Raw genomic sequence first — 22,851 nt, 5'->3', positions numbered from 1 at the left:
CTTGCGAATCAACCTCCAAGTCAAGCAAGAAATGATCGATACGCAACCACAATCTCACGTCGAAACCCAGTGGTGGAAGACGTTCTACGATGACGTGGCCATGGTCGTGCTGGCCGATCAAGATCCCGACACGATCCGGGGTCAGGTCGACACCATCACACGTTTAACTGGCTTGTCACCCGGTCAATCGGCGATGGATCAGTGCTGTGGTCTGGGGCAACATGCGTGCGAGTTGGCCAGTCGTGGCGTCGGCGTGATCGGGGTTGACCAATCGGCGCTGTACATCGATCACGCCCGGCAACTCGCCCGCCAGCGCCAGGTCGCCGCGGAATTCATGGTCGCCGACGCGTTGATGTATCAGCACGATCGGCCCGTCGATGTCGTCTACAACTGGCACAGCAGTTTTGGTTATTCACCCGACGACGCATGGAATCAAAAGATGCTTCACGCCGCGCAGCAATCGCTCGCTGCCGGGGGAACGATGTTGCTGGAGTTTCCAAACATGTTGCACCTGCTGGCCCACTTTCGAACCTCCATACGCTCGACGCACCCTGACGGTGTCTCGCTGACCCGGACCTCTCGGATCTCCGCCTCGACGGGAACGCTGCATCAGGTTTGGGAGTACCACAAGGAGGACCGTCCCGTCCGCACCCATGAAAGTACACTGCGGATTTATCTGCCCGATCAACTGATCCAAATGTTTCGCAACATCGGTTTTGTCAACGTGCGTGCGGTCTCGCCCTGCGGGGACACGCTGACCGATGATTCACCACGTTGCATCATCGTTGGGAGGAATCCGCTTGATGAGTGAGTTGATCCAACGGCACGAAGGCCAAACCGACCGTGACTTTCGGGCGTTACTGTACGCCGGAACCGTGCTCGTGCTGCCGCCTTCGGAAACGACGCTGCGAATGCGCGACAATTGTTGGGACCGAATCTGCCAAATCTTTGGAGACGACCCCCGCAACGCCTCCAAACGGCTCGACGGCGATCAAATGTTTCAAAAAGCAGGCTTGCTCCGCCGAGAATTCTACGAGTCGGAAGTCTGTCGACAGGGGATCGCGGATCTGTTGCGGCAAACCGGATGCGATGCAAAACAACATCTGTGTGATCCCGTTCGATTGCGTGTGATCACCGAGGGCGGCCACCACAATCCAGCCGCGGCGCCCGTCTACTATGCCCATCGTGACACGTGGTACTCCAATCCACAGTGTCAGATCACTTGGTGGATGCCGCTGCACCCGGTATCGAAAACCGAGACGTTTTCGTTTTTGCCGTTTTATTTTGATCGAGCCGTGGTCAACGATTCGGGTGGATTTGATTATCGACAGTGGACGTCGAAAGGCACCGATCTGAAGATCGGCTGGCAGGATGCCGACGCCGGCCGCCGCGAACTGTATCCGCAATTACGTGAATCGCTGCCGCAGGCACAGCGAGTCGCGTTCGAGGCACAGGCGGGCGAAGTGATCGTGTTCTCCGGCCAGCATCTCCATCAAACCGTGCCAATCGAATCGGGCGAAACTCGACTGAGCATCGACTTTCGGACCGTCTGTTTGCCAGACCACGACGGCGGGGTCGGGCCGGAAAACGTCGACAATCGTTCGACGGGAGACGCGTTGGCCGGACACATCCCCGTGGTGTCACCGGATCGAGGGCCATGACGGATTCCTTCTGGATCGAATTTGACCGGGTCGCGCTCGGATCTGCCACGCAGATCGCGATCGAAGAAGACCACGCGCGCCGTTGCAGCTATCGTGAACTGCAATCGATGTCGTGTGCTGTCGCCGACTTGATTCACCGCTCAAACGTTGCCCGGCAAAGTGTGATCGCGGTCGGAATCGAAAAGTCGATCGAATACGTCGCCAGCCTGATCGGGATTTGGCGAGCCGGCTGCATCGCGTTGCCGCTGCCTGAGGTGATCCCCGCAGCGGTGCGAAACGAAAACGGTCGGCGGGCGGGAATCGCGGCAACGCTGCTGGCCGATCCGTCGTCGACGCTGAGGATCCAACTGCAGGCTTCGTGCCGCCAACCCATTCGGCAGAGCAGCGACTTGGCCTACATCTTCTTCACGTCAGGATCGACGGGCGCGCCCAAGGGTGTCGCGGTCTCGCACCGCGGGTTGGTGCCGGTCATCAAAGATCAGATCCAAGCGTTTCAACTCGACCGGACGACGCGTTCGCTCTTCTATCTCTCCATTTGTTTCGATGCGTCGCTTTCGGACATCGGCACGGCGCTGTTGAGCGGCGGCACGCTGGTGATCGAGTCGGATCTTCAAGCCTTGCCGGTGGAAAAACTGCTGCAACGCATCGAGAACCGAGGCATCACCTACGCCGACCTGCCGCCCGCGATCGTGTCACGCATCGGAAAACAAAAATGCCACCTTCCTGAATCGTTGTCGACCGTTGTTGTCGGTGGCGAAGTCTGTTCGGCCGAGGGGATTGATTGGTTTTCCAGCCGGCTGGACCTGTTCAACGTTTACGGACCGACCGAGACGACCGTTTGCACGAGCATCCGAAAGTGCCAGCCGGGGGAGTTGCCGACCATCGGAACGCCGATCGCGGGCATGCGTTATCACGTCGAACCGATCGATGGCGATGCGTCCAAAGGCAGCAGCGTCACGGTGGGGGGCGGGGTGACCGAATCGCTCGAAGGTGAACTGTGGATCTCCGGGCCGGGACTCGCAAGCGGCTATGTCGACGATCCAGAATTGACCGACCGGAAATTCGTGACTCGCGGATCGACGCGTTGGTACCGAACCGGCGATCGAGTTCGCAGGGATGCTTCGGGTGAGTGTGTGTTCGTGGGGCGAATCGATCGGCAGTTTAAATTGCTCGGAAAGCTCGTCGAACCGGAGGAGATCCGCAAACGCATCGTGGAACATCCGGCGGTCGCTGAAACGGCCGTCATACCGCTGCGGGATGAACGGGGATCGGTTCGCGCGATCGCCGCGATGGTCAGCCCGAGTCATCCGTCGGGTTTAAGCGTCACATCGCTTCGGGAACATTTGCAGAACACGTTACCGCGTTGGATGGTTCCGACGACGATCAAGGTCGTTGACGCGATCGAGAAAACCGCAACGGGAAAAGTGGACCTCGATGCAACGTGGGATCGGGTGAACGCCTCGGCAACCGAAATGCGGTCTCCACCGGATGACGCGACCGCGGAACTCCTCCGCTCGCTCTGGGCGGAGGTACTCGGGCACGACCGATTCGGATGGGACGATCCCTTCGATGCTGTCGGCGGCAGCTCTTTGGCGTCCATGGAACTGATCGCGGCCGCTCAAGCAGAAGGCCTTTCGCTGAATCCCGCGAGCGTGCAACACCAGTCGTTGCGTGAGTGTGTTCACCATTGCGACTCGTCCAGCATCGCCACAACCGCGCGACTTGATTCCATTGTGCAGGAATTGTCGGGCGCGATTCCTGCGTTGCCGGCCGTTGATCCGACCAAGACCTGCGATCGATCGATCTTGCTGACCGGGGCAACCGGATTCTTGGGCACCTGGGTGCTCGATGCATTGATTCGCCAATCGCACGGGGCGAAACTGAACTGTCTGGTTCGTGCGGGTGATGCCGCGCAGGCCCTGCAGCGGATCAACAGTGCACGGAGAACGTTTTTGGGAATCCATGCGGAGCCGCTGTGCCCCGATGACGTTCGGCCGATCTGCGGTGATCTCGCCGCGCCCCAGTTCGGTTTATCGGATGGCCAATGGTCGCGTCTGGCCGACCAGGTCACCGATCTGGTTCATTTGGCCGCCCGGGTTCATCTGCTGGACGATTTTCAAACCTTGCGTTCGGTCAACCTGGATCCGCTGGTGACGCTCGCGCGGCTCGCGTCCTGGCGAAGGCCCAAGGCCGTCCACTACGCGTCGACGTTGTCGGTTTTCGTCGCAACCGACCGGCAAGAAGCGTGTTATCACGAGCGAGATCGATTGGAGACGTCCACGTGTGTTTATGGGGGCTACGGCCAGACCAAGTGGGCGGCCGAAAAGTTATGGTGGTCGATCGCGGGACAGCAGACTCCGTCAATCTATCGGTTGGGTCTGTTGACCGGAGATACGAGACGCGGCGTCGGCCCCCAACACGATCAGCTGGCCATGTTGACGCGTGGAATCTCCGCACTGGGGCAATACCCCGACGGCATCGAAGACCTCTGTTTCGATGCCACGCCGGTGGATCAAGCGGCTCGCGGTCTGGTCCGTTTGATACTCGATCATCACACCGGTGCATTTCATCTGTGCGGTCCAGAATCGGTATCCGCGTCGCGCTGGTTCGCGGCGATGCAACGCGTGGGGACTGAATTGACGCCGGTCTCGATCGAACATTTCAGGTGCTCTGCCCAGCGTTACCAACGGGATCAAGCGAACGCGGCAGTCGATCGTCGTGACGTCGCGGCGGCCTGTCTGGCGTTGGACTATCGAGCCATGGCGGCGAACAACAGCCGAGCGATGGATTTGTTCTTGGCGACGAAGACTCGATTCGACGCGACGCGGGCAAACAGCGTGTTGCAACCCGGTGGAGAACAGATACGATCGGTCGCCGATCGACAACTTGAGACGATGGCGAGGGTGATGTTGGAATCGGTTCCAGAGAGGGCGCAGGGATGACGACGGGAATGGTGTTGGGAAAATTCTTGCCGCCACATCTCGGGCATGCTTATCTCGTCGATTTTGCACGCCACTATGTCGACGAATTGACGGTCGTCGTCGGCACGCTCGCAGCCGAGCCGATCCCCGGCCGCAGACGTTACGAGTGGATGCGTGAAATGTTCGCCGGAACGGGAACGCGTGTGGTTCACCTGGACCAGGAATTGCCGCAAGACCCGTCGGAACATCCCGAGTTTTGGCGTCTCTGGGAGGACGCGCTTCGTCCCCTGATTCCTCAGCCACTGGACTACGTCTTCGCTTCGGAACAGTACGGGTGGAAGTTGGCCGAGGTGTTGGGGGCCCAGTTCGTTCAAGTCGACATCGATCGCAGCGTGATGCCGGTCAGTGGAACCAAGGTCCGCGAACAACCGCTTGCCCATTGGCGTTATCTGCCACCCTGTGTGCAGAGCTATTTTGTTCGACGCGTCAGTGTTTTTGGTCCCGAGTCAACCGGAAAGAGCACCCTGGCGAAAGACTTGGCGGAACATTTTCATTCCATCGCGGTGCCCGAGTATGCACGCACGCTGATCGAGTCTCAGCAGGGGCGGATTGAAGCGGAAGACATCGAAAAAATCGCGCGCGGGCAAGCTGCCAGTGAAGATGCCTTGGCTCGGGCTGCCAACCGCGTGTTGTTTTGCGACACGGATTTGTTGTTGACGACGATCTGGAGTGATTGGCTGTTCGACGGTTGTCCAGACGCAGTGTCGCGTGAAGCACGTCGGCGGACGTACGATCTGACCCTGTTGACCGACGTGGATGTGCCGTGGGTGGAAGACCAGGTTCGCTATCTGCCCCAAGATCGCACCAACTTTTTCCAGCGCTGTGAAACGGAGCTGCAAGCACACCAACGACGTTACGTCGTCTTGCGAGGTTCCTGGGAAGAAAGATTCCAGTCGGCCGTCCAGGCGGTGGACGCGTTGCTGGCGCGAACCGACTGATGCCCAATGCCACTTACTTTGACGCCAAGCGGGGTGTTTTTTGTTAGCGGCAGGGCGCGAGCCCTCCGGTCTTGCACGCTGAAACCGGACGGCTCGCGCCGTTCCGCTACTACCTTCAGGGCCGAAGTACGTGGCACAACGACAACCCTTTCCGCTTAGCGTCACCGCTCCAACGGCCAACCGGGGAGCGTTCCGCAGGATTGCAGGGCGAGCACGGCCAGCGCCGTTCCCGTGTTGGAAATCAGATTGCCGGCGTCGTTGACGGGGGAGCGTGTGAACCATTTCCCGCTTTCTCGCTGATTGGCAAGCAACCACTCGACACCGCGTTTCAACCGCGGATCGTCGGCCGGCACGCCCAGCTCTCGGCTGATCACGATCACCAATCCGGTGCCGTAGGCGTCACTCGTCTGGACGTCCAAGGGTTCGCCGTCGTCGCGTGTGAGTCCTTTCCAGTCGGTCAGGAAACCGGACGTCGACCAGCCGCCGTCGGGACGTTGCAAGGCGAGCAGTTGTTGCAACGTTTTCGCCCGCTCCGCTTCGCTGGCGATGCCGTCAATCCGCAACGAGCACCAGGCGAGCATGGCTCGGTGATGCAGTGATTTGGGCGGATCATGTTTCAAGTAGCCGCGGAGTTTGACCAGGCCCGCGCGGGCGGACTCCGTTTCGGCATAGCCGTCCGGTGCGATGCCGACGGCGAGTGCCGCGAGTGTGACGCCGTAATGGTCGTCGATCTCCATCGGCGCATAGTCGCAATCCGGCCAAACCCATCCGCCGTCGTCACGCTGGACCGTCCACATCAGATCCAACACTTCGCGGGCGACCGGGCTGAGTTTGCCGGTGGTCTGCACGTCGTTGAAGGTCAGCGCGGCCGCGACGACGATCGGCCAAAACCCTTGTCGCTGCGAGGGGCCCTTGTTCTTCCAACGCACCCTGGGGTACTGCTCAAAGAATTCACGAACCTCGCCCGAGTCCTTTTGGATTGACGCCAAAGCCGGCCGCGCAAACAGATACGGCATGTTGGTGTGGCAGGTCGCGCAGTTCTTTTCTTTCTGCCAGGTCAGCGCGGTACGATCCAGATAGATCGCCGCCTGCTTGGCTGAAAACGCCTCGGCCAAGGGTTCATCGGCGGTGATCGGCTCGCGCTGTGCGGGGACCGATTGCAGCGTGACGATGCCTTGGGCGTGGAGGACCGATGCGGAGAAACAGCTAAGGAAACCCAAAAACACCGTGGCCGTTTGTTTCTTCATCGTCGTCGGTCGCCTTTTTTTAGTTTTGGGTCAGCGGGGAACGTGGCGTAAGCTTCCAGCTTGCGTTTGACGAGTGAAACGACCGCGGAAAAGGGGGCAGGTACCAAAAATGCGAAGCACCCTGCGGGCCATTTGGTTTTTGGTACCTGACCCCTTTTCCGCTCGACAAACGCAGGCTCGAAAATTGAAAGCTGACAACGCACTAGCCTGATCAGACCTGCCAAACTATACCGTAAACTGCAACGCCGCAGCGGATGGCGTACAGTGGGCAAACGTTTGAGTTGGAACTCCCGCCGAGGAAACGCCGGTCATGAAAATTTTAATTGCCGACGACTCGGCAATGATGCGGCATGTATTGGTCGAGTCGCTGAAACAATGGGATTACGAAATCGTTGCGACCGAAAACGGTGCCGAGGCCTGGGAACGCTATCAAAAGGAGCGTTTTCCGCTCGTGCTGAGTGACTGGATGATGCCTGAGATGGACGGCTTGGAACTGGTCTCACGGATTCGATCCAGCCAGTCGACCGACTACACCTACATCATCCTGCTGACGGCGAAATCAGAAAAAGAAGATCTGGTCCATGCGATGGAGGCCGGGGCCGACGATTTTCTGATCAAACCGTGCGATACCGAGGAGTTGCGGGTGCGTGTCCGCGAAGGCGAGCGGATCATCCGGCTGGAACAATCGCTGGCCGAACAAAACCGCAGGCTTCGCGAGACACAAGCCGCATTGGTGCAAAGCGAAAAACTCGCGGGGCTGGGCCAGCTGGCCGCCGGGATGGCCCATGAAATCAACAACCCGATCTCCATCGTCGCCAACAATTTGTCCGTGCTCCGCCGCGAGGTCGCGGTCCTGGCCGAAACCCTTTCAAGCTACCGCCGGCTGAGCGAGACGTTGGCGTCGGCCCGACCGGATCTGGCCGACGAAATCCGCCAATTGGAAGAGGACAGCGATTGGGAATGGACCGAAGAGAATCTTCCGCGACTGTTCGAAAGTTCGTCCAAGGGGCTCAAGCGGGTCCGCGACATTGTGAATAATCTTCGCGATTTTGCGCGGCTTGACGAAGCCGAACTCGATCAGATGGACGTCAATGCGGCGCTCCAGTCGACCCGCCAAGTGCTCGCCCATAAAGTCAAAGACGGCCAGGTCACGGTGGAATTGTGCCTGCGAGACGATTTGCCGGGCTTGATTTGCCATCCGGCCAAGATCCATCAGGTACTGTACAATCTATTACTTAACGGCATCCAAGCAACCGCGCCCGGTGGACGCGTGATTGTGCGGACGTCGGCGGACGATGAAGGAACGATCACCGTCGAAGTGGAAGATCATGGCAGCGGCATCGAAGCCGAGCACCTGCCACGCATTTTTGATCCATTTTTCACGACCCGACCAGTCGGCGGGGGAACCGGTTTGGGTTTGGCGATCAGTTACGGGATCGTCCGTGACCATGGCGGTACGATCGAAGTGGAAAGCGAAATGGGGCGGGGAAGCACATTCCGTGTGATGCTACCGCCACGCCCCAAAACCGAGTGACATTTGCGTGGAGTGACGATGACCGGAAAGACGCCGTTGAAACATTCGATCTTGCTGGTCGATGACGAACCCGAAATCCTGTTTTCGATCAAGGGCCTGTTGCGACGCGAGTTCAACCTCTACACCGCCGAGAGCGGGGCGGAAGCGTTGCAGATTCTGCGCGAGCATCCCATCCACGTCGTGATGACCGACCAACGGATGCCGGAGATGACGGGCGTCGAATTGATCGGCAAGGTGAAATCGGAGTTTCCCGATGCGATTCGGATGGTCTTCACCGGCTATGCCGACATCAAGGCGGTGATCGACGCGATCAACAAGGGAGGGCTCTTTCGCTACATCACCAAGCCCTGGGACCCCGACGAATTGGTCGACGTGCTACGCGAAGCCGCCGCCGAATATGACCGACTGGTCGAACGACGACGGCTGTTGGCGGACCTGAAAGACCACATCGGAAAAGGCCAAGATTACGCCAAGCGACTGGTGGACCAACCGGCCGAAGCCAAGGATGTGAACCGATACATCCAAAACGCGACGCAACTTCTGACCCGACTTCAACAGCAACGATGACCGAAAAAGAACCCGTCTTGCTGACGGTCCTGATCGAATCGGCGACGCGCCGCTGGTCGGTCGCCGGCGTCACACTCGACGGCCGAGCCGTGCCACTGATGTGCACCGAACCCGGCGACTTCGATCCCGTCGTCGGCGCGACCCTGGATGAACAAACCAGCTACCTGCGCCATCGCCTGTCCGGCGTCTTGCAACGCGGTTGTGATCGTCTGTGGGGACGGCAGATGAAACCACGCCACATTGTCTTCGTCGCCGACGACGGCCTGGAACAATCACATCCGAATCTGACCCAACGCGTCGCCGATCATTTCGCAGAGTGGATGACCAGCCCGCCCGTCGCCTTCTTCATCTGCACCGACGGATGGTCCGGCGACGCCGAGTTCACGCTCGATGCCGTCGCCGGTGAACTCGATCCAACGCACTACGAAATCCTCACCAAAGCACTGCCACCGCTGATCAAGAAACTCGATGATCGGCAGGCTTGGGAAATCGCGGCCAGCAAGCCGCCGGCCTAACGCAACGTCTTTGCCGCATGACCGACGCTTGGGTAAAAAAGTCGTGCAGATTGAAAGTCACCCTCCTGGCAGGGGTTCTTCGGCGAGTTTAGTGGGTGCTCTCGAATACTCGGGGAAGGTTTTTTGAGGGATGACTGCGATGTCCGATGGTTCTGTTCGGTAGGCTGGCGAAGCCAGGTGAAGCGGAGGCGGGCTCTGCTCTCAAGGAACTTCCTACCCAGCTAGTTCATTGGGGACCACTCGCAGGTTGAGTGCAGCTGCCCGTTTCGCCAGGTTTTCCATTGCTCGCTTCTTGTATTGCTGTTCGTAATAGTCGTTGCCGACATCGACATATTCCCTCCCGTACTTCAGCATCCCATAAACTATTTTCGCGAGCTTGTGGGCCGTCGCCGTGATCGCTTTGGGTGAACCAAGACGGGAACGGATCCTGCGAAAGAACGCTCCTAAGGCGCAGTTTGATCGTGCCAGGGACGCGGCGGCTGTTCGAAGTGCGGCGGCGGCTCGGTTCGCACTTGTACGTGTTTTACCACTGAGCAATTTCCCACCTGTCTTCTTACTGCCCGGACATAGGCAAAGCCAAGAAGTGAAATGCTTCTCTGTTGCCCACCTACTCATGTCGGTACCGATTTCAGAAATCAGTGTGATTGCGGATTGACCGCTAATCCCATCAATGGTCGTCATGTCGACGCCCAGCACCCGGTAGAGCTGATTGCGCATATCGAACCGGGGGCTATTGCTTCCAGCTTTAGGAGCCTTCAGCTTCGGCAGAATCTCACCGTCACTTCGGTCGGAAAATGTACCCAAATGTTCTTCAAGCTTGGAATCGACTTCCGACAGTTTGGAACCGTAAAAACGGTACAGTTCCAGAGCCTGTTTTAACGCAAATACATGTTCTTCACGCCAATTGCCTTCCAGAGCTTTCGCGATCGTCGACTCGTCATTTTTGCACCTTGGATCGCGAAGTTTTGCGAGTAGGTGAGGGTCTCGACTGCCCGCAACAATGGCATCCAAAATGGCAAGGCCAGTGGTGCCGGTGATGTCCGAAATGACGTGATGGAGCTGGACATTCATTTCCATCATCGCCTTCTGCATCCGTTGGATATGCTCGCTCGCGTTGGCGACGAGCATGGCTCGTTGCCGCATGTAAGAACGCAGAACACAAATTGCCGAACTCTTCCAACCAATCTGCGAGCGACGCCAGATCGGATGTAAAGGTGCCGAAGCAGCGAACGTGTGATGAGTCGCGATCGGAGGGCACGGCAACATAGTGCTGGGTCGAACCAATATCGATGCCGGCAGCGTTCAAGTTGATTGTGTCAAGTGATTGTGGAACGGGTGCGTTGTCAATCGGAAACCCACCACGTGATCGACGCTTAGGTTTCCCAGAGGATTTCTTCTTGGCCATGGCGGAACTCCGAAAGGTGACTTCAACGGAAAAACGCGGCAGGCGCGGGAGTAGGGCTCTGTTATTCTCTCAAACGGGGTCAACGCCGTGAGGCGAGCCACCAATGTCATTTTCAAGCAAACTCCCGGGACCAGGCTGAGAAGCGGGCACGAAGCACCACGTAGAGAACGGCCTCCACGACCCGCCGCGTATCCGACATGATAATCCTCACACCCAGTTCCTCGGAATCATTTGGTCACTTGTGGCCTGCGGCGGCTGAGGAGCAACCCGCCAAGGAATCACCTGGTCTGCGATGCGCCGAAGGTGCTTCGTGCCCTCCGCCGGCCCCCGTGTCGGCGGCGGGTCGTTTGAACTGAGCGTTTGTCCTCGCTCTCCCCATTCGGACATCGCAGCAATGCCTCGAAAAACCTCGGTCCTGAGCGATTAGCCACTAAAATCCACGAAGAACCCCTGGCAGCAGGGTCGAGCGAAGCGAGGGGAGGTCGTTGGTCAGTGGCGAGTGCCGCGATGCCCCGGGCTATCTCTTCGGTTTGATGAACAACACTTCGCCCCGCTCGATCCAGCCCTTTCTCAAGTCGACCCGGAACCACCCCTCGGCGTTCTGGCGGTGAAAGCGAACGGCGGATCGTTGGCCAAAATCTTTCAAGTCGTACTGCGCCCAGGTTTTGCCCATGTCGGTTGAAATGATGAACCCGGTGTCGTAGGGCGATGCCGGCGCGTAGTGCGCCGACAGGATCACACCGTCCTGGATGATCATGTTGGCGGATTCGTATTCGGGGTTGAACAGCAGGGTGTGCTTGGACATGTCCGCCAGATCGGCCGGATCGCAGCTGAAAATGCCGCGGTCGTGCGGCATCACGCCGTTGCGGCCGTTGGCGTCAGACGCCCAGTAAAGCCGGCCGTCGACAAAATTGATGCCGCCGGATTTGTAGCGTGAGTTGGAATTGACCGACACCAGAACCTTCCAATCCCAGGAGTCGTTTGCCGAATCATAGGTGCCTCGCAGCCAATGGCATTCATGCACGTCACCGCGAGCCCCGTCCGCCCGATCATGGTCTCCCGTGCACGCGTAGAACGCATTCTCGGCGGGATTGTAGGCGACCGAATGAATGTGACGGCAAACGATCGGAATCTCGGGGTCGCCCAGCAGATCCCCCGCGCCGGCGCCCTTCTGTTGGAACGTCGGACTCTGCCCAAACGAGAACGCGATCTTGACCGTCTGGCCTGCGTCGGTGGAGTAATAGATGTTGATCGGCGCCGCACCGCCCAGCACGTTGCAATAGTTCCCCCACACCAGCATCTCCGTTCCATCGACGTCCCACGTATGAACGCCATCGAGAGGGTGGAAATACCAACCCGGATTGTCAGGATCCAGCGGCGTGTGCGGCAGGTAATCATTGCCCTTGCGATCTTGGACGATGATCTGCTTGCACGACTTCAGGTTATCGGTGCTCAAAAACAGTTTCGTCAGCGTGGCGAAAAGAAGGTTGCCATTTTTTAAGATGCAGCTGAACGTGATCTTGTCGGCATCGGCAAACGGCAACCGGTGCGGCCACGTCGCACCGTTGTCTTCGGACAGATACACCGCGCCGTCATCGAATCCGAACGCTTTCTGGTCGCGTTGCGAATCGATGTAGGGACCTGGCGGGGCAAGTCGATACCAAAAGTGATCGGTGGAACCGACATCGGTCGCCGCCGCACACAGCCCCCCCGCAGCGGGCAGCAGGAGACCGCCGGCTGAGGCGGACGCGGTGGCGAGAAACTGTCGCCGGGATGCGGAGGTGACGAGTGTGGCTTTGGTGGGCTTCATGGCGGGTGTCGTTGAGTGGGGGAGGGCTGGCGTTTAGAATCTGCCGACCACTTTACCAAACCAAGGCTCGATGAATCGAAATCGCGATGGATCCTGACGACGACGTGATGCAAGCCTTGGCGGCGCACGACCAGCGTGTGGCGCGTTCGGGGCGATCGATCTGGGTCGGTGCCGAACCGACTTACACCGATCGGTTTTCCGAATCTCCCCAGTGGCTGTTCGATGCCCTGGGCGACGACAAACGGGACCGCGCCCTGAAGATGTTGGCGCGGCTGGGAAAGCACGAACACGGCGCCGCCATCCTGCGTTGCGTCGGACGACAATATGGCGGCGAGCCGCATCCGCGTTGGTCGGTGGGCATCTACGCGCGACGCGACGGAGCACGCCTCTGGTCCGGCCCACCGGACCCCGCGCTGGCGCCGCCGCCGCCGACACCTGGCACAGCATCTGACACGACACCGAATCCGCCGGTGCTGGCCGCCACGCTGTCCAAAGCCCTGCGCTCGATCGGCTTGAACGCGACGACGCTTCAGCCGCCACTGCGGGAGCGCGTGGTGTTCCGCACCGATGGAACCGCGCCGCCGGACTGCGCCGCCAAAGCCCCCGCGCTGGCCCGATCCTCGCTACACAGCGAGCGGGTGGTGGGCGCCGAAGTCGAAGACGAGTTGGCCGAGTCGGGAAACTATTTGATCGTGTGCTCAGACACAGACGGCGTGGCGAATTTGGAGCTTCCGAAAATCCCCGACGTCGAGCTTTTCGGGCGGTTGCTCGGTGCCATTTCAACGGCCACGCTGGAATTGGACCTGCCCGCCGTGATGCTCAGCGGACACCCTCCACCGGTCGACCCGACCGTCCGATGGACGACGATCACGCCCGACCCTGCGGTGATCGAAATCAACATGGCGCCGGTCGCCTGCACCGTCGATCTGCTGCAACACTTACGTGACTTGGAAAACGCCGCGGATCAGGAGCGTCTGGCGCCGTTGCGGTTGCAGTACAACGGGGTGGAAAACGATTCGGGCGGGGGCGGACACATCACGCTCGGCGGAGCGCGCCCCTCGGTCAGCCCGTTTCTGACCCTCGGACATTTGTTGCCCGGCATCGTTCGCTACTTCAATCGACACCCGTCGCTGTCCTACCTGCACGCCACCGACTCGGTCGGCCCCTCCAGCCAGGCGCCTCGGGTGGACGAAAGCCTGCACCACGACCTGTCGGACTTTTCGCTCGCGCTCGAACTCCTCAAGCGAACCGACAGCCCGACGCCCGAAACGCTCTGGAATAGCCTCGCACCGTTTCTTGCCGACCCCTCCGGGAACAGCCACCGGGCCGAAATCAACATCGAGAAGCTATGGAATCCGTTCTTGGGCGGGCGAGGCTGCAACGGGCTGGTCGAGTTTCGGGCGTTTCGCATGGCACCGTCCCCCGAGACCACCGCGGCATTGGCGGCCCTGCTGCGGGCGATCGTCACGATGCTCGCCGAGCAACCCTTTGACGAACCGCTGACACAATGGGGATCGAAATTGCACTCGCGGTTTTCGCTGCCGTATTACCTGCATCGCGACCTGAAAGAAGTCCTCACCGATCTCGACACGAGCGGTCTGGGGCTCGCTGATCCGCTGGTCGAACTGTTGCTCCGCGATCGTGACCTGATCCTCGCCGAACGGACGCTCGGATCAGTGCATCTGGAGATCCGCAGGGCGCTGGAGTTTTGGCCGCTGGTCGGCGACGTCGCGACCCAAGAACGCGGCGGTTCGAGATTGATCGACTCCAGCACCTCGCGGATCGAAATCCGATTGCGACCGACCGATCCGAACGAACCGCTCGATCAATGGAACGTCACTGTCGGCGATTGGTCGATCCCGCTCGAGCAGGTCGAGGATGACGCAGGCCCGATCGCGTTGGTCGGCTTGCGCTATCGAACCTTTGTTCCCGTTCGCGGACTGCACCCGACGCTCGGCGCGCAGTCGCCGCTGACGCTCTGCTTGTCACACCCACGCGCCGGCCACTGGCATGTTTCGCTACATGACTGGCATCCCAAAAGCGAACCCTACGCTGGGCTTCCCGCCAACGTGGATGAAGCCCGTCAGCGGCGCGAACAACGCTGCGTCGTCGAGCCGATCGAGGCAAAGACGATCGCGTCGACGGTCTCACCACCCCGCGATGCCGTCTGCGATCAAGTCGTGGATCTCCGCTGGCAGCAGCCCAAGGCGTCGTGATTGCGATGCCGTGATTCCGACCGGTGATTCAGACCTGGCTGATCATCAGCGGACAACAGCCTCTTCGCCCAACCGTCCGGGCGAACCGAGTTTCTGATGCCTGCGGAACACAACCGTCGCGATCAACCCCGTGATGGCGAACGACGTGACCGCCGCAAACAGGTGTCGATGTCCCATCTCGCCCGGCGATCGATCGAGCAACCAGCCCATCAGCGGCCCCATGAAGACGTCGGGCGTGTAACCGATCACCGACACGATTCCAACCGCCGTGCCGGTGCGTTCCATCGGCACGCAACCTTCTTCCATCAATGCGAAGTACAACCCGCGAACCGCGAACACGGCCGCACTGGTGGTAACCAGCGTGGCAAAGAACAGCACCATCGCTCCGGGCGGCAGCAAGCCGGCGGCCAGCGAACCGATTCCCACGGCAATCGCGGCAAAACACACCAGCGTTGATTTGGAAACGCCGAATCGATCGGCGACCAACCCGGCGAGAACAGCTGCCGGTGGCCGCATCCACATCGACACCGTGCCGATTTTTGCCGCCTGCACTTCATCGAACAACAACACCTCCTTGGCGTACAGCGACACGTCATCGAGTCCCTTGTACGCGACGTAAGCACAGACGACGATCACCGCCTGCAACCAAACCGTGGGCATCCGTAGGACCGCCCCGATCCCGCCGTCCGCCCGGGCTGGTTGCTTTTGCCGATTCGGCGAGGAAACCCGCTGCGGCAACGCGAACCATACCAGGACCGCAGACAAAACGGTCACCGCCGCAAACAGCAACACCACCTTGCCAAACGCCTGGGACCGTTCGGCCAAGGTGGCCACCTGCACGTCGGCGGGGATCAGCGCGGCAAACAACCAAACCGACAAACTGGCGATCAGGGCGGCGATCAAGCCGCGGCCTCCGTCCAGAATTCCGAACGCCCGTCCCGGCGTGGCACGTTCTGATAATCCGCCCTCTGACAATCCATCAACGCCCCACTGCCGCGTCGCCCGAATCAGGGGTGACCAAAACAGCAAGATCGTGGTCAAACCCCAAAAACCGTACAAAGACTTCACCGCGTCGGGCGAAGGGATCGTGGCCATCACCAAACCGCCGACGGACGTTGCCACCAGCGCGATCACCATCAGTTTTCGCGCGTCGAAACGATCCGCCAGCGGACCGCCGGGAAAGTAGGCCAGCATCGCAACGACGCCGTAGATCGAAAACGCCATCCCCAACTGCAGGTTGCTGATTCCGAACACGTCCAGCAACGTCGGCCGAAAGATTCGCGGCAACACGAAGGGCAGAAAAAACACGGCCTCGCCGGCGGTGACCAGCGCAAGCATCATCACGAACCTGCGAAACGATGTCGCAGCAACCGGGTCTGCCGCTGAATCAATCAACTACTTGATCTCGCACTCGGCCCCGTCGGGCGTCTGGTCTGCGCCGCCGCCTCGATCAACCACAACGCCTTTCCAAAACGCAAATCGGCCACGAAGGTTCTCCGCCTGAGGCTTCGGATCGGGATAGTACCAAGCCGCATTCTCGTTGACCTTTCCATCCACCTCAAGGCTCTTGTAATGTGCGACGCCTTTCCATCCGCACGTCGTCTGGTGATCGCTGGGTCGCAACCGCGCCGCGTCGACGCTGTCGGCCGGGAAGTAGTGATTCCCTTCCACGACGACCGTGTCGTCACTCCGGGCAATGATCGTTCCGTTCCATTTGGCAGTCGCCATGTCTGTTGTTCTCCGCTCGTCCGGTGCGTGTCTGTAAGTTGTCGATTGTACCGACACGTCCAGCGTCTCGGCGTGCTCACTCATCCATCACCGAACCGCAGCCCACCTCAAGCTGCTGGAGCATCGAGCGGACGGAGGTTTCGAGCATGCCGGTGACGGCTTGAACCGTTCCCCGTTTGTCCGCCGCATAGGCCGACGCGTGGTCTTTCAAGTCGATCGGCTGCCCCACTTTCACGCACGCCTTCCTGGGACCCCAGAACTTTCGCTCTTTGCAGACCTCCATCTCCAACAAGCACAAGACGTCTAAAAACCTCTCGAACGTCATCGATTCTCCGACGTAGCCGTCGTGCAACGCGACAAATTGCAACAACTGCCAAAGCTCGTCGTAGTACCGTCGCGCGAGTTGTTGACGCTGGACCGCCAACTGCTGCTCGTACTCCGATCCACTCGGTTCCTCGTGAACGATCCGGTCGACGGCGTTGAACAGTATTCGAATCCGGTCCAACAGGGTTTGCTTGGTGGTCGCGGAGATCCCCAACTGCTGTTCCAATTCGCAGATCGCGTACAGCTTTAAATTCTCCGCCCGATCGCTCAGGTCGCTGTCGGGGGCCGGTTGAACGCCATGCGTTTTTTCATTCGCCGCGACGACCGCTTCGACGACTCGTCGGAGACGCGCATGCCGTGTCGCCTGCGATGCCCCATCCCCGATCGCCAGTTTGGATTCCAGCCGCGCGAGCGATGCGTCAATTTCGTCGTGCATGTCGCCGAGATAGACGTACTTGATGGCGATCGGAAGACAGTAAAGACTGGCCTGATCGTCTTGCTTCGCCGCGTCCTCATACCCTTTGAACGCCAGTTGGAAGACCCCCTGTTGAAACGGCATGACGACGCTGTTTTGCCACACCGTCTCGCCTTCGGGAAAAATGACCAGCCAACGTTTGCCGGCCGCCAACAGCTTGCGCGTCATGCTGAACGAAGGTCGATCGACCGAGCCGCGGATGATCGAGTACACACCCATCCGCGGCATCAAAAAGCGATTGATCCACGATTGCTGAAACAATTCCATCGCCGCGACGTAGTTGTAACTGTCCCCGAGCAGTTTTGACAAATACATGATGATGTGTGGCTCGAACCCTCCCGAATGGCTGGGCGTCACCAGACATCGCTCGCCCTTGAGCTGCCGCAATGATTCCAAATCTTCGTCGCTGATCTCGATCTCGGTGACACGCAACTTTCGCCGAATCGAAGACCGAATCCCCAGCTGCACCAGCCAGGTCACCAGCCGATTGCTGTTGGGAGGGTAGAACGTAAACGGCTGCGGCCGTGCGCGTGAATCCGTCGTCGAAGGGGCTTGCAAATTCATGGCGGTTCTCGCGTCGACACTCAGCATTTCCAGAACACAACGCCTGATAGCTTAGTGTCTGGGCCGCGGATAAGGGGGGCAGCCGACCGATGTACGACGTCCTTTCTAGGTCGTCGTCGGGAGTCCAACGGACGACGGCCCGGAACGGACAACCGTACTCGAAAAACCGGTCGTCCTAAGCTGGACGGTCCCTTTAGCCGCCCCACTCGCTGCGTGGGACGTCGATTCTATTGCTGCAGTGTTTTGGCAACCGATTGAGTCTCTCTCCCTCTGGGAGAGACGGCGTTTGCGCAGCAAGCAAACGCCAGAGAGGGCTGGCGCTGCAAAAGTCTTGGCGCCTATCGCTACGATCAAATCCGTCACTTATGCAATTGATGTCCCGAGCAGCGACCGGGAATCGCCTCCAGGCTAAACACCAACGGTGGCTGAATACCGTTGGTTTTCGGTCGTCACATCGTAGGCGCGAACCGATCCCGAAGCCGCTCCATCGCACCGGCATGCGTAAACGAAGCTTTCTGGATTTTTCGTGTTGGTATACAATCTCGCGTCAAAGTGCAGATTGGCCGCGACCACCTACCCCACCGGGAAGGATGTTTGACAAACGATGAAGACGCGAGTCATCACGCGGCGGTCAGTCAACAACGGATTGCCAAAGAGGTGTGCCGCAATCCCCCGGGTGGCGATTGTCGTGATCGCAGTTGTGGTAACGCTCAACGTTGCGATTGCGGAAGAACCCTTCAAAATCGAGCACTCCGATCCGTTCACCGAACCGTGGCGGATCAGCCGGTTCCCCGAAGTGGACCACCTCAAGCTCCGTTGCATCGCCGAGGATCTCGATGGCAACGTCTGGTTCGGGGTGCGGGACGGCGCGCTCCGATACGATGGCTACCGTTGGACCCGGCACGGCAGCGACCAGGGGTTGCCCCCCGCTGACGTGAGGTCGCTCACCACACTCGCCAACGGTGAACTGGTCGCGGCCACTGCCCAAGGGCTGTATCAACAAAGCGGCTCACGTTGGAAACGCATCTTCCCCACCGCTTCGCAGTCGACGTGGGGCTTCTCGGGGACGGTGATCGAATCCCGAGACGGATCGATTTGGGCGAGCTGCTCGCGCGGACTGGTCCGGCTGGCTGCCCAAACGTCAACGTTGTTCACGAGCCGAGAATTTGTCGAACACTTCCAACGGGAAGAACTCTTCGACACTGTGATCGCATTGCCGGACGATTGTCTGCCGCGAAAAGGCTTCGATCAAACCCTCGGGATCGTCTTCAGCGGACATCAAGTCGCGGCGCTGAGTCGCATCAGTCCGGCCCGCGCGGCGGGCTTGCGGCCCAAGGACAGAATCTTGGCGGTCAACGGCACCCCGTTGAGGGGCGCGATCGCATTGAGCAAAGCACCGGGAAAGCAAATTCGATTGCGAATCGAGCGTCCTGGCACCGGCCAGCAACAGACGATTGACATCCCAACGGAGGACATTTCCGGCACGTATCTCTCTCCCTCGATCGAGTTCCTGCTGGAAGACAGCGTCGGCCGCATCTGGGCCGGCGGGCTGAACGGCGTGTTGATGATGAGCCCCGACGGTGGCGGCACGTGGCGCAGTTGGTCCAAGTCGGACTGTCCGGTCCAGGGCCGGCTACACCAACTCTTGGAGTCGTCCGACGGAAACATTTGGGCCTTCGCTCCGCGGCAAGCCAACTGCGTCCTTTTCTTTGACGGACAACAATGGAACGACGACCATTCGACGGAACTGGGCGTCAATGTCTCCGATGCCGTGCAAGCGTCGGACGGTTCGATCTGGGTCAGTACCTTGAACCGCATTTACGTGTTCCAACACGGTCGCTGGAAATTCTACGACGCACGCGACACCAAGATCCCCAGCCGCAGCCAGCGGATGTTGGCCGCCTCCGATGGTTCGCTCTGGATCTTTGGAAACAGCCAATCGGTCGTGCGCATCGAATTGTCACGGGACAAGTTCACCTCGTTGAAAGGCCTGACGTATCAATGCACGGACTCCTCGGGTGCACAATGGTTCCTCTCCGATGCCAGATCGCGAATCATCCGACGCGACGGGCAGGCCGTGGTTTCGTTCGGTGCCGAGGACGGCGCCATCGGTCACCCGACCAGCATTGTTTCCTTGCCCAACATCGGCGTGGTCGCGATCGGTGCCCACAGGGGAACCAGCGCCATCGCAACCTACGAGGGTCAAACGTGGACGCGTCGAACGTTCCCCGATGTCGCGGAAGGGTTCAGCAATAAAGCGTTTGCCATCACCAAGCAAGGGAGTCTCTGGATCGGCGGCAAGAGCAAACGCAACCGGGGGCAGGTTGGCGGCCTCGTTTCAGGTATCGGCGACGATTGGAATCACCTGCGTCCACCGCTCGTCCCCGCCTATATCGGATGGATCGTGGAACTGCACGACGGTCGACTGATGGCGGGCAACAGTTCTGGGGTCTGGACGTCTGACGGCACGCATTGGTGGAACATTAGCGATCCGTTGCTCCGAGGAGCCTCTTGTCCCGACGCCGCGGTGGATGCCGGCGGCACCGTTTGGTTGGCCTCCCGGGCCAAAGGCGTTCTCCGATTTCAGGATGACTCCTGGACGTCATTGACGGTTGACGACGGACTCGCATCCAACGAGGTCTCCGCGATTCACGCCGATCGCCAGGGAACGATTTGGGTCAGCACCCGAGACGGACTTTGCCGTTTCGACGGCAAACGATTCAGACGGATTGATTTTCCGGAAGAGTTTGGACGCCGATCGATTCGCTCGGACGCCGATAACGCACTCTGGCTCGACGGCGTGCTGCGTTACAAGCCAGATCCTGACGCGCCCCGGGCGACGTTGGATCAATCTGCGATCACGGTGGATCCGGGGGCGCAAACGGTTGTGTCCTGGCGCGGCGTCGACAAGTGGAATCGAACCGCCGCGAATGACCTGCGTTGGTCATGGCGAGTCGATCGCGGTGCATGGTCGGCGTTCGTCAAACAAAACCAAACCGCGTTGGAAAATCTGCCCGTCGGCGATCATACGCTAGAACTTCGCGTGTCCGACGGCGACGCCAACGTGTCCCCGACGACACAGGCGGTTGAGATCACCGTGCTCAAGCCGTATTGGATGCGAACGTGGTTCCTGTCCGTCGCCGCGATGCTGTTGGTCTTGATCGGTTGGCTGGCCATCAGCTTGATGCGCAACACCCTGGCCCTGCGGCGAACGAACCGACAGCTGGAACGGGCACGCGAAGAACTGGCCCAACAGTTCGCCGAAAAATCGGCGCAGTTTCGGGCCATTTGCGATTGCTCACCGGTCGGCATCTTCGTCACCAATAACGCGAACGAGATCACCTACTTCAACAGTTACCTGGCGGAGGTCGCCGGACTTAAGGGTGAGCCGGATTCGCAATCCACTTGGTTGGATGCGGTGCATCCGGACGACCGTGATCACATCCAGGCCTCGTGGCACTCCGGTACACAAGCGGACGCAGGCAAGCAGTTCAGTTTTTCAGGGCGTTTACTGCATGCCGACGGGACCATTCGCAGTTTTAACGTGGTCGCCGATCGAATTCAGCGTGACGGCGAGTGCCTCGGGTACGTCGGCGCCCTCGAAGACGTCACCGAAAAGCTGAGCGCCGAAGTAGAACTCAAAGAAAGTAATCGACAACTACGCGAGGCACTTGATCGTTTGGCCAACGCCCAGGAGATCGCCATCAAGCGAGAACGACTCAACGCGCTCGGCCGGATGGCCGCCGGCGTCGCCCACGACATCAACAATTCGCTGACACCGCTGCTGACCTACGCCGAAATGCTCGAACAAGACTCCGATCTGCAAGGGGCAAGTCGGAATTGGTTGAAACTGATTCGACTGGGCGTGACCGACACCGCGGAAACGGTTCGCCGCTTGGAACACTTCTATCGTGAATCACACAATCGTGAATTTTTGGAAGTCCTTGATCTGGATGCCATCGTCACACAGTCGGTCGACTTAACACGCCCCCGATGGCAAAACGATTCGCTTTCGTCGGGCAAACAAATCAGCGTGCACACGAACTTCGCGGCCAGCCCCTTGGTCAAAGGAAATGGACCGCAGTTGCGAGCGGTTCTGACCAATCTGATTTTCAACGCCGTCGAAGCGATTGACGATCAGGGCGAGATCACCATCCGCGTCGACGCCGATGGAAGCAGCGCGATTGTCGATGTCTCCGACTCTGGCCGCGGGATGTCCGACGAACAGCTGCGACATTGCACCGAACCGTTTTACACCACCCACACCAAAGGCAGCGGCTTGGGCCTCAGTGAGTGCGATGGCATCGTTCGCCAACATGGCGGCGAACTGCACGTCGAATCCACGCCGGGCCAAGGCACGACCGTGCAGTTCCGGTTGCCACGCGAAGACGACTCGGAACCGCCGGTCGACGAGGACGTGGTGCAGTCGGCCGCTCCGCCGGATGCCAAGAGGGATCACGGTGGAACGCCCCGGCAGTCCTCCGATGTTTTTCGCGTGTTGTGCATCGACGACGACGAACTGGTCCGGCATTCCACCGTCGCCCTCCTGCAATCGCTGCAACTGAGCGTCGAAACCGCCGCAGACGGACCGACGGCGCTCGAGCAATTGGACCAGGAAGAGTTTCAGTTGGTGCTCTGTGATCAGGGGCTGCCCGGAATGGACGGGCTGACCGTTCTCAAACACATCAAGGCACGCCGACCGAATCTGCCCGTGATCATGGTCTCCGGTTGGTCGTTGCCACAATACGACGGCGTCCAGCCGGATGGATTTCTGGAAAAGCCATTCGCGATGGATGCCCTTGCGGACCTGATCGAATCGCTCTTGCAGTGCGCCGACGTTTCGTGAACCCGGCCAAACCGCTTGATTTCCGAGTCTTTTCAGGCCA

Annotated in this window: 15 protein-coding genes; 9 read left to right on the top strand and 6 right to left on the bottom strand. The window is 59.7% G+C overall.

Annotated elements, in window-relative coordinates; all coding sequences use genetic code 11:
- Positions 1 to 31 precede the first annotated feature (31 nt).
- The 4 genes from Enr13x_RS35740 to Enr13x_RS35725 are packed head-to-tail and all read left to right on the top strand — an operon-like array spanning position 32 to position 5,580.
- On the top strand, positions 32 to 811 hold the full coding sequence (locus Enr13x_RS35740; protein WP_145391710.1) for a class I SAM-dependent methyltransferase: 780 nt from the start codon (positions 32 to 34) through the stop codon (positions 809 to 811).
- Positions 804 to 1,661, top strand: coding sequence for a hypothetical protein (locus tag Enr13x_RS35735; protein WP_145391709.1), 858 nt, complete (start codon positions 804 to 806; stop codon positions 1,659 to 1,661). Before Enr13x_RS35740 ends, Enr13x_RS35735 begins: the two co-directional genes overlap by 8 nt.
- Positions 1,658 to 4,603, top strand: coding sequence for a non-ribosomal peptide synthetase (locus tag Enr13x_RS35730; RefSeq protein WP_145391708.1), 2,946 nt, complete (start codon positions 1,658 to 1,660; stop codon positions 4,601 to 4,603). Before Enr13x_RS35735 ends, Enr13x_RS35730 begins: the two co-directional genes overlap by 4 nt.
- The gene (locus Enr13x_RS35725) at positions 4,600 to 5,580 is read left to right on the top strand and encodes an AAA family ATPase (protein ID WP_145391707.1); all 981 of its coding nucleotides are present in this window, start codon (positions 4,600 to 4,602) and stop codon (positions 5,578 to 5,580) included. The genes Enr13x_RS35730 and Enr13x_RS35725 overlap by 4 nt, the downstream gene beginning before the upstream one ends.
- A 161-nt stretch (positions 5,581 to 5,741) precedes the next feature.
- Here the strand turns inward: Enr13x_RS35725 and Enr13x_RS35720 are convergent, their stop codons facing one another.
- Complete coding sequence (locus Enr13x_RS35720; RefSeq protein WP_231743984.1) at positions 5,742 to 6,827, bottom strand: prenyltransferase/squalene oxidase repeat-containing protein; 1,086 nt, start codon at positions 6,825 to 6,827, stop codon at positions 5,742 to 5,744.
- 310 nt (positions 6,828 to 7,137) lie between these two features.
- Between Enr13x_RS35720 and Enr13x_RS35715 the strand changes: the two genes are divergently transcribed.
- Genes Enr13x_RS35715 through Enr13x_RS35705 form a run of 3 tightly spaced genes read left to right on the top strand, consistent with a single transcriptional unit; the run spans position 7,138 to position 9,443 of the window.
- Positions 7,138 to 8,361, top strand: a complete 1,224-nt coding sequence (locus tag Enr13x_RS35715) for a sensor histidine kinase (RefSeq protein ID WP_145391706.1) — start codon at positions 7,138 to 7,140, stop codon at positions 8,359 to 8,361.
- A gap of 18 nt (positions 8,362 to 8,379) precedes the next feature.
- Positions 8,380 to 8,928, top strand: a complete 549-nt coding sequence (locus tag Enr13x_RS35710; RefSeq protein ID WP_145391705.1) for a response regulator — start codon at positions 8,380 to 8,382, stop codon at positions 8,926 to 8,928.
- On the top strand, positions 8,925 to 9,443 hold the full coding sequence (locus Enr13x_RS35705; RefSeq protein ID WP_145391704.1) for a hypothetical protein: 519 nt from the start codon (positions 8,925 to 8,927) through the stop codon (positions 9,441 to 9,443). The genes Enr13x_RS35710 and Enr13x_RS35705 overlap by 4 nt, the downstream gene beginning before the upstream one ends.
- Positions 9,444 to 9,656: 213 nt before the next feature.
- Here Enr13x_RS35705 and Enr13x_RS35700 read toward each other — a convergent pair whose 3' ends face one another.
- Together Enr13x_RS35700 and Enr13x_RS35695 are read right to left on the bottom strand one after the other, a co-directional pair.
- A complete protein-coding gene (locus Enr13x_RS35700; protein ID WP_449336656.1) occupies positions 9,657 to 10,586 on the bottom strand; it encodes a transposase in 930 nt (309 codons plus the stop codon).
- A 779-nt stretch (positions 10,587 to 11,365) separates the two neighbouring features.
- Complete coding sequence (locus tag Enr13x_RS35695) at positions 11,366 to 12,658, bottom strand: beta propeller repeat protein (RefSeq protein ID WP_145391703.1); 1,293 nt, start codon at positions 12,656 to 12,658, stop codon at positions 11,366 to 11,368.
- An 86-nt stretch (positions 12,659 to 12,744) separates the two neighbouring features.
- On the opposite strand from Enr13x_RS35695, the gene Enr13x_RS35690 reads away from it, so the two are divergent.
- The gene (locus tag Enr13x_RS35690; protein ID WP_145391702.1) at positions 12,745 to 14,874 is read left to right on the top strand and encodes a transglutaminase family protein; all 2,130 of its coding nucleotides are present in this window, start codon (positions 12,745 to 12,747) and stop codon (positions 14,872 to 14,874) included.
- Between the two features lie 45 nt (positions 14,875 to 14,919).
- Here the strand turns inward: Enr13x_RS35690 and Enr13x_RS35685 are convergent, their stop codons facing one another.
- The 3 genes from Enr13x_RS35685 to Enr13x_RS35675 form a co-directional block, all read right to left on the bottom strand.
- A complete protein-coding gene (locus Enr13x_RS35685; protein WP_145391701.1) occupies positions 14,920 to 16,215 on the bottom strand; it encodes an MFS transporter in 1,296 nt (431 codons plus the stop codon).
- Between the two features lie 54 nt (positions 16,216 to 16,269).
- Positions 16,270 to 16,602, bottom strand: a complete 333-nt coding sequence (locus tag Enr13x_RS35680) for a DUF427 domain-containing protein (protein ID WP_145391700.1) — start codon at positions 16,600 to 16,602, stop codon at positions 16,270 to 16,272.
- Between the two features lie 76 nt (positions 16,603 to 16,678).
- On the bottom strand, positions 16,679 to 17,965 hold the full coding sequence (locus Enr13x_RS35675; protein ID WP_197455617.1) for a lysophospholipid acyltransferase family protein: 1,287 nt from the start codon (positions 17,963 to 17,965) through the stop codon (positions 16,679 to 16,681).
- Positions 17,966 to 18,569: 604 nt separating this feature from the next.
- On the opposite strand from Enr13x_RS35675, the gene Enr13x_RS35670 reads away from it, so the two are divergent.
- Entirely contained in the window at positions 18,570 to 22,811 is a 4,242-nt protein-coding gene (locus tag Enr13x_RS35670; RefSeq protein ID WP_145391698.1) for an ATP-binding protein, read from the top strand.
- Positions 22,812 to 22,851 lie beyond the last annotated feature (40 nt).

The sequence above is a fragment of the Stieleria neptunia genome, from assembly GCF_007754155.1.
Taxonomy (GTDB): domain Bacteria; phylum Planctomycetota; class Planctomycetia; order Pirellulales; family Pirellulaceae; genus Stieleria; species Stieleria neptunia.
Note: the sequence above shows the minus strand (reverse complement) of the source record. Positions and strands in the feature narration are given on the sequence as shown.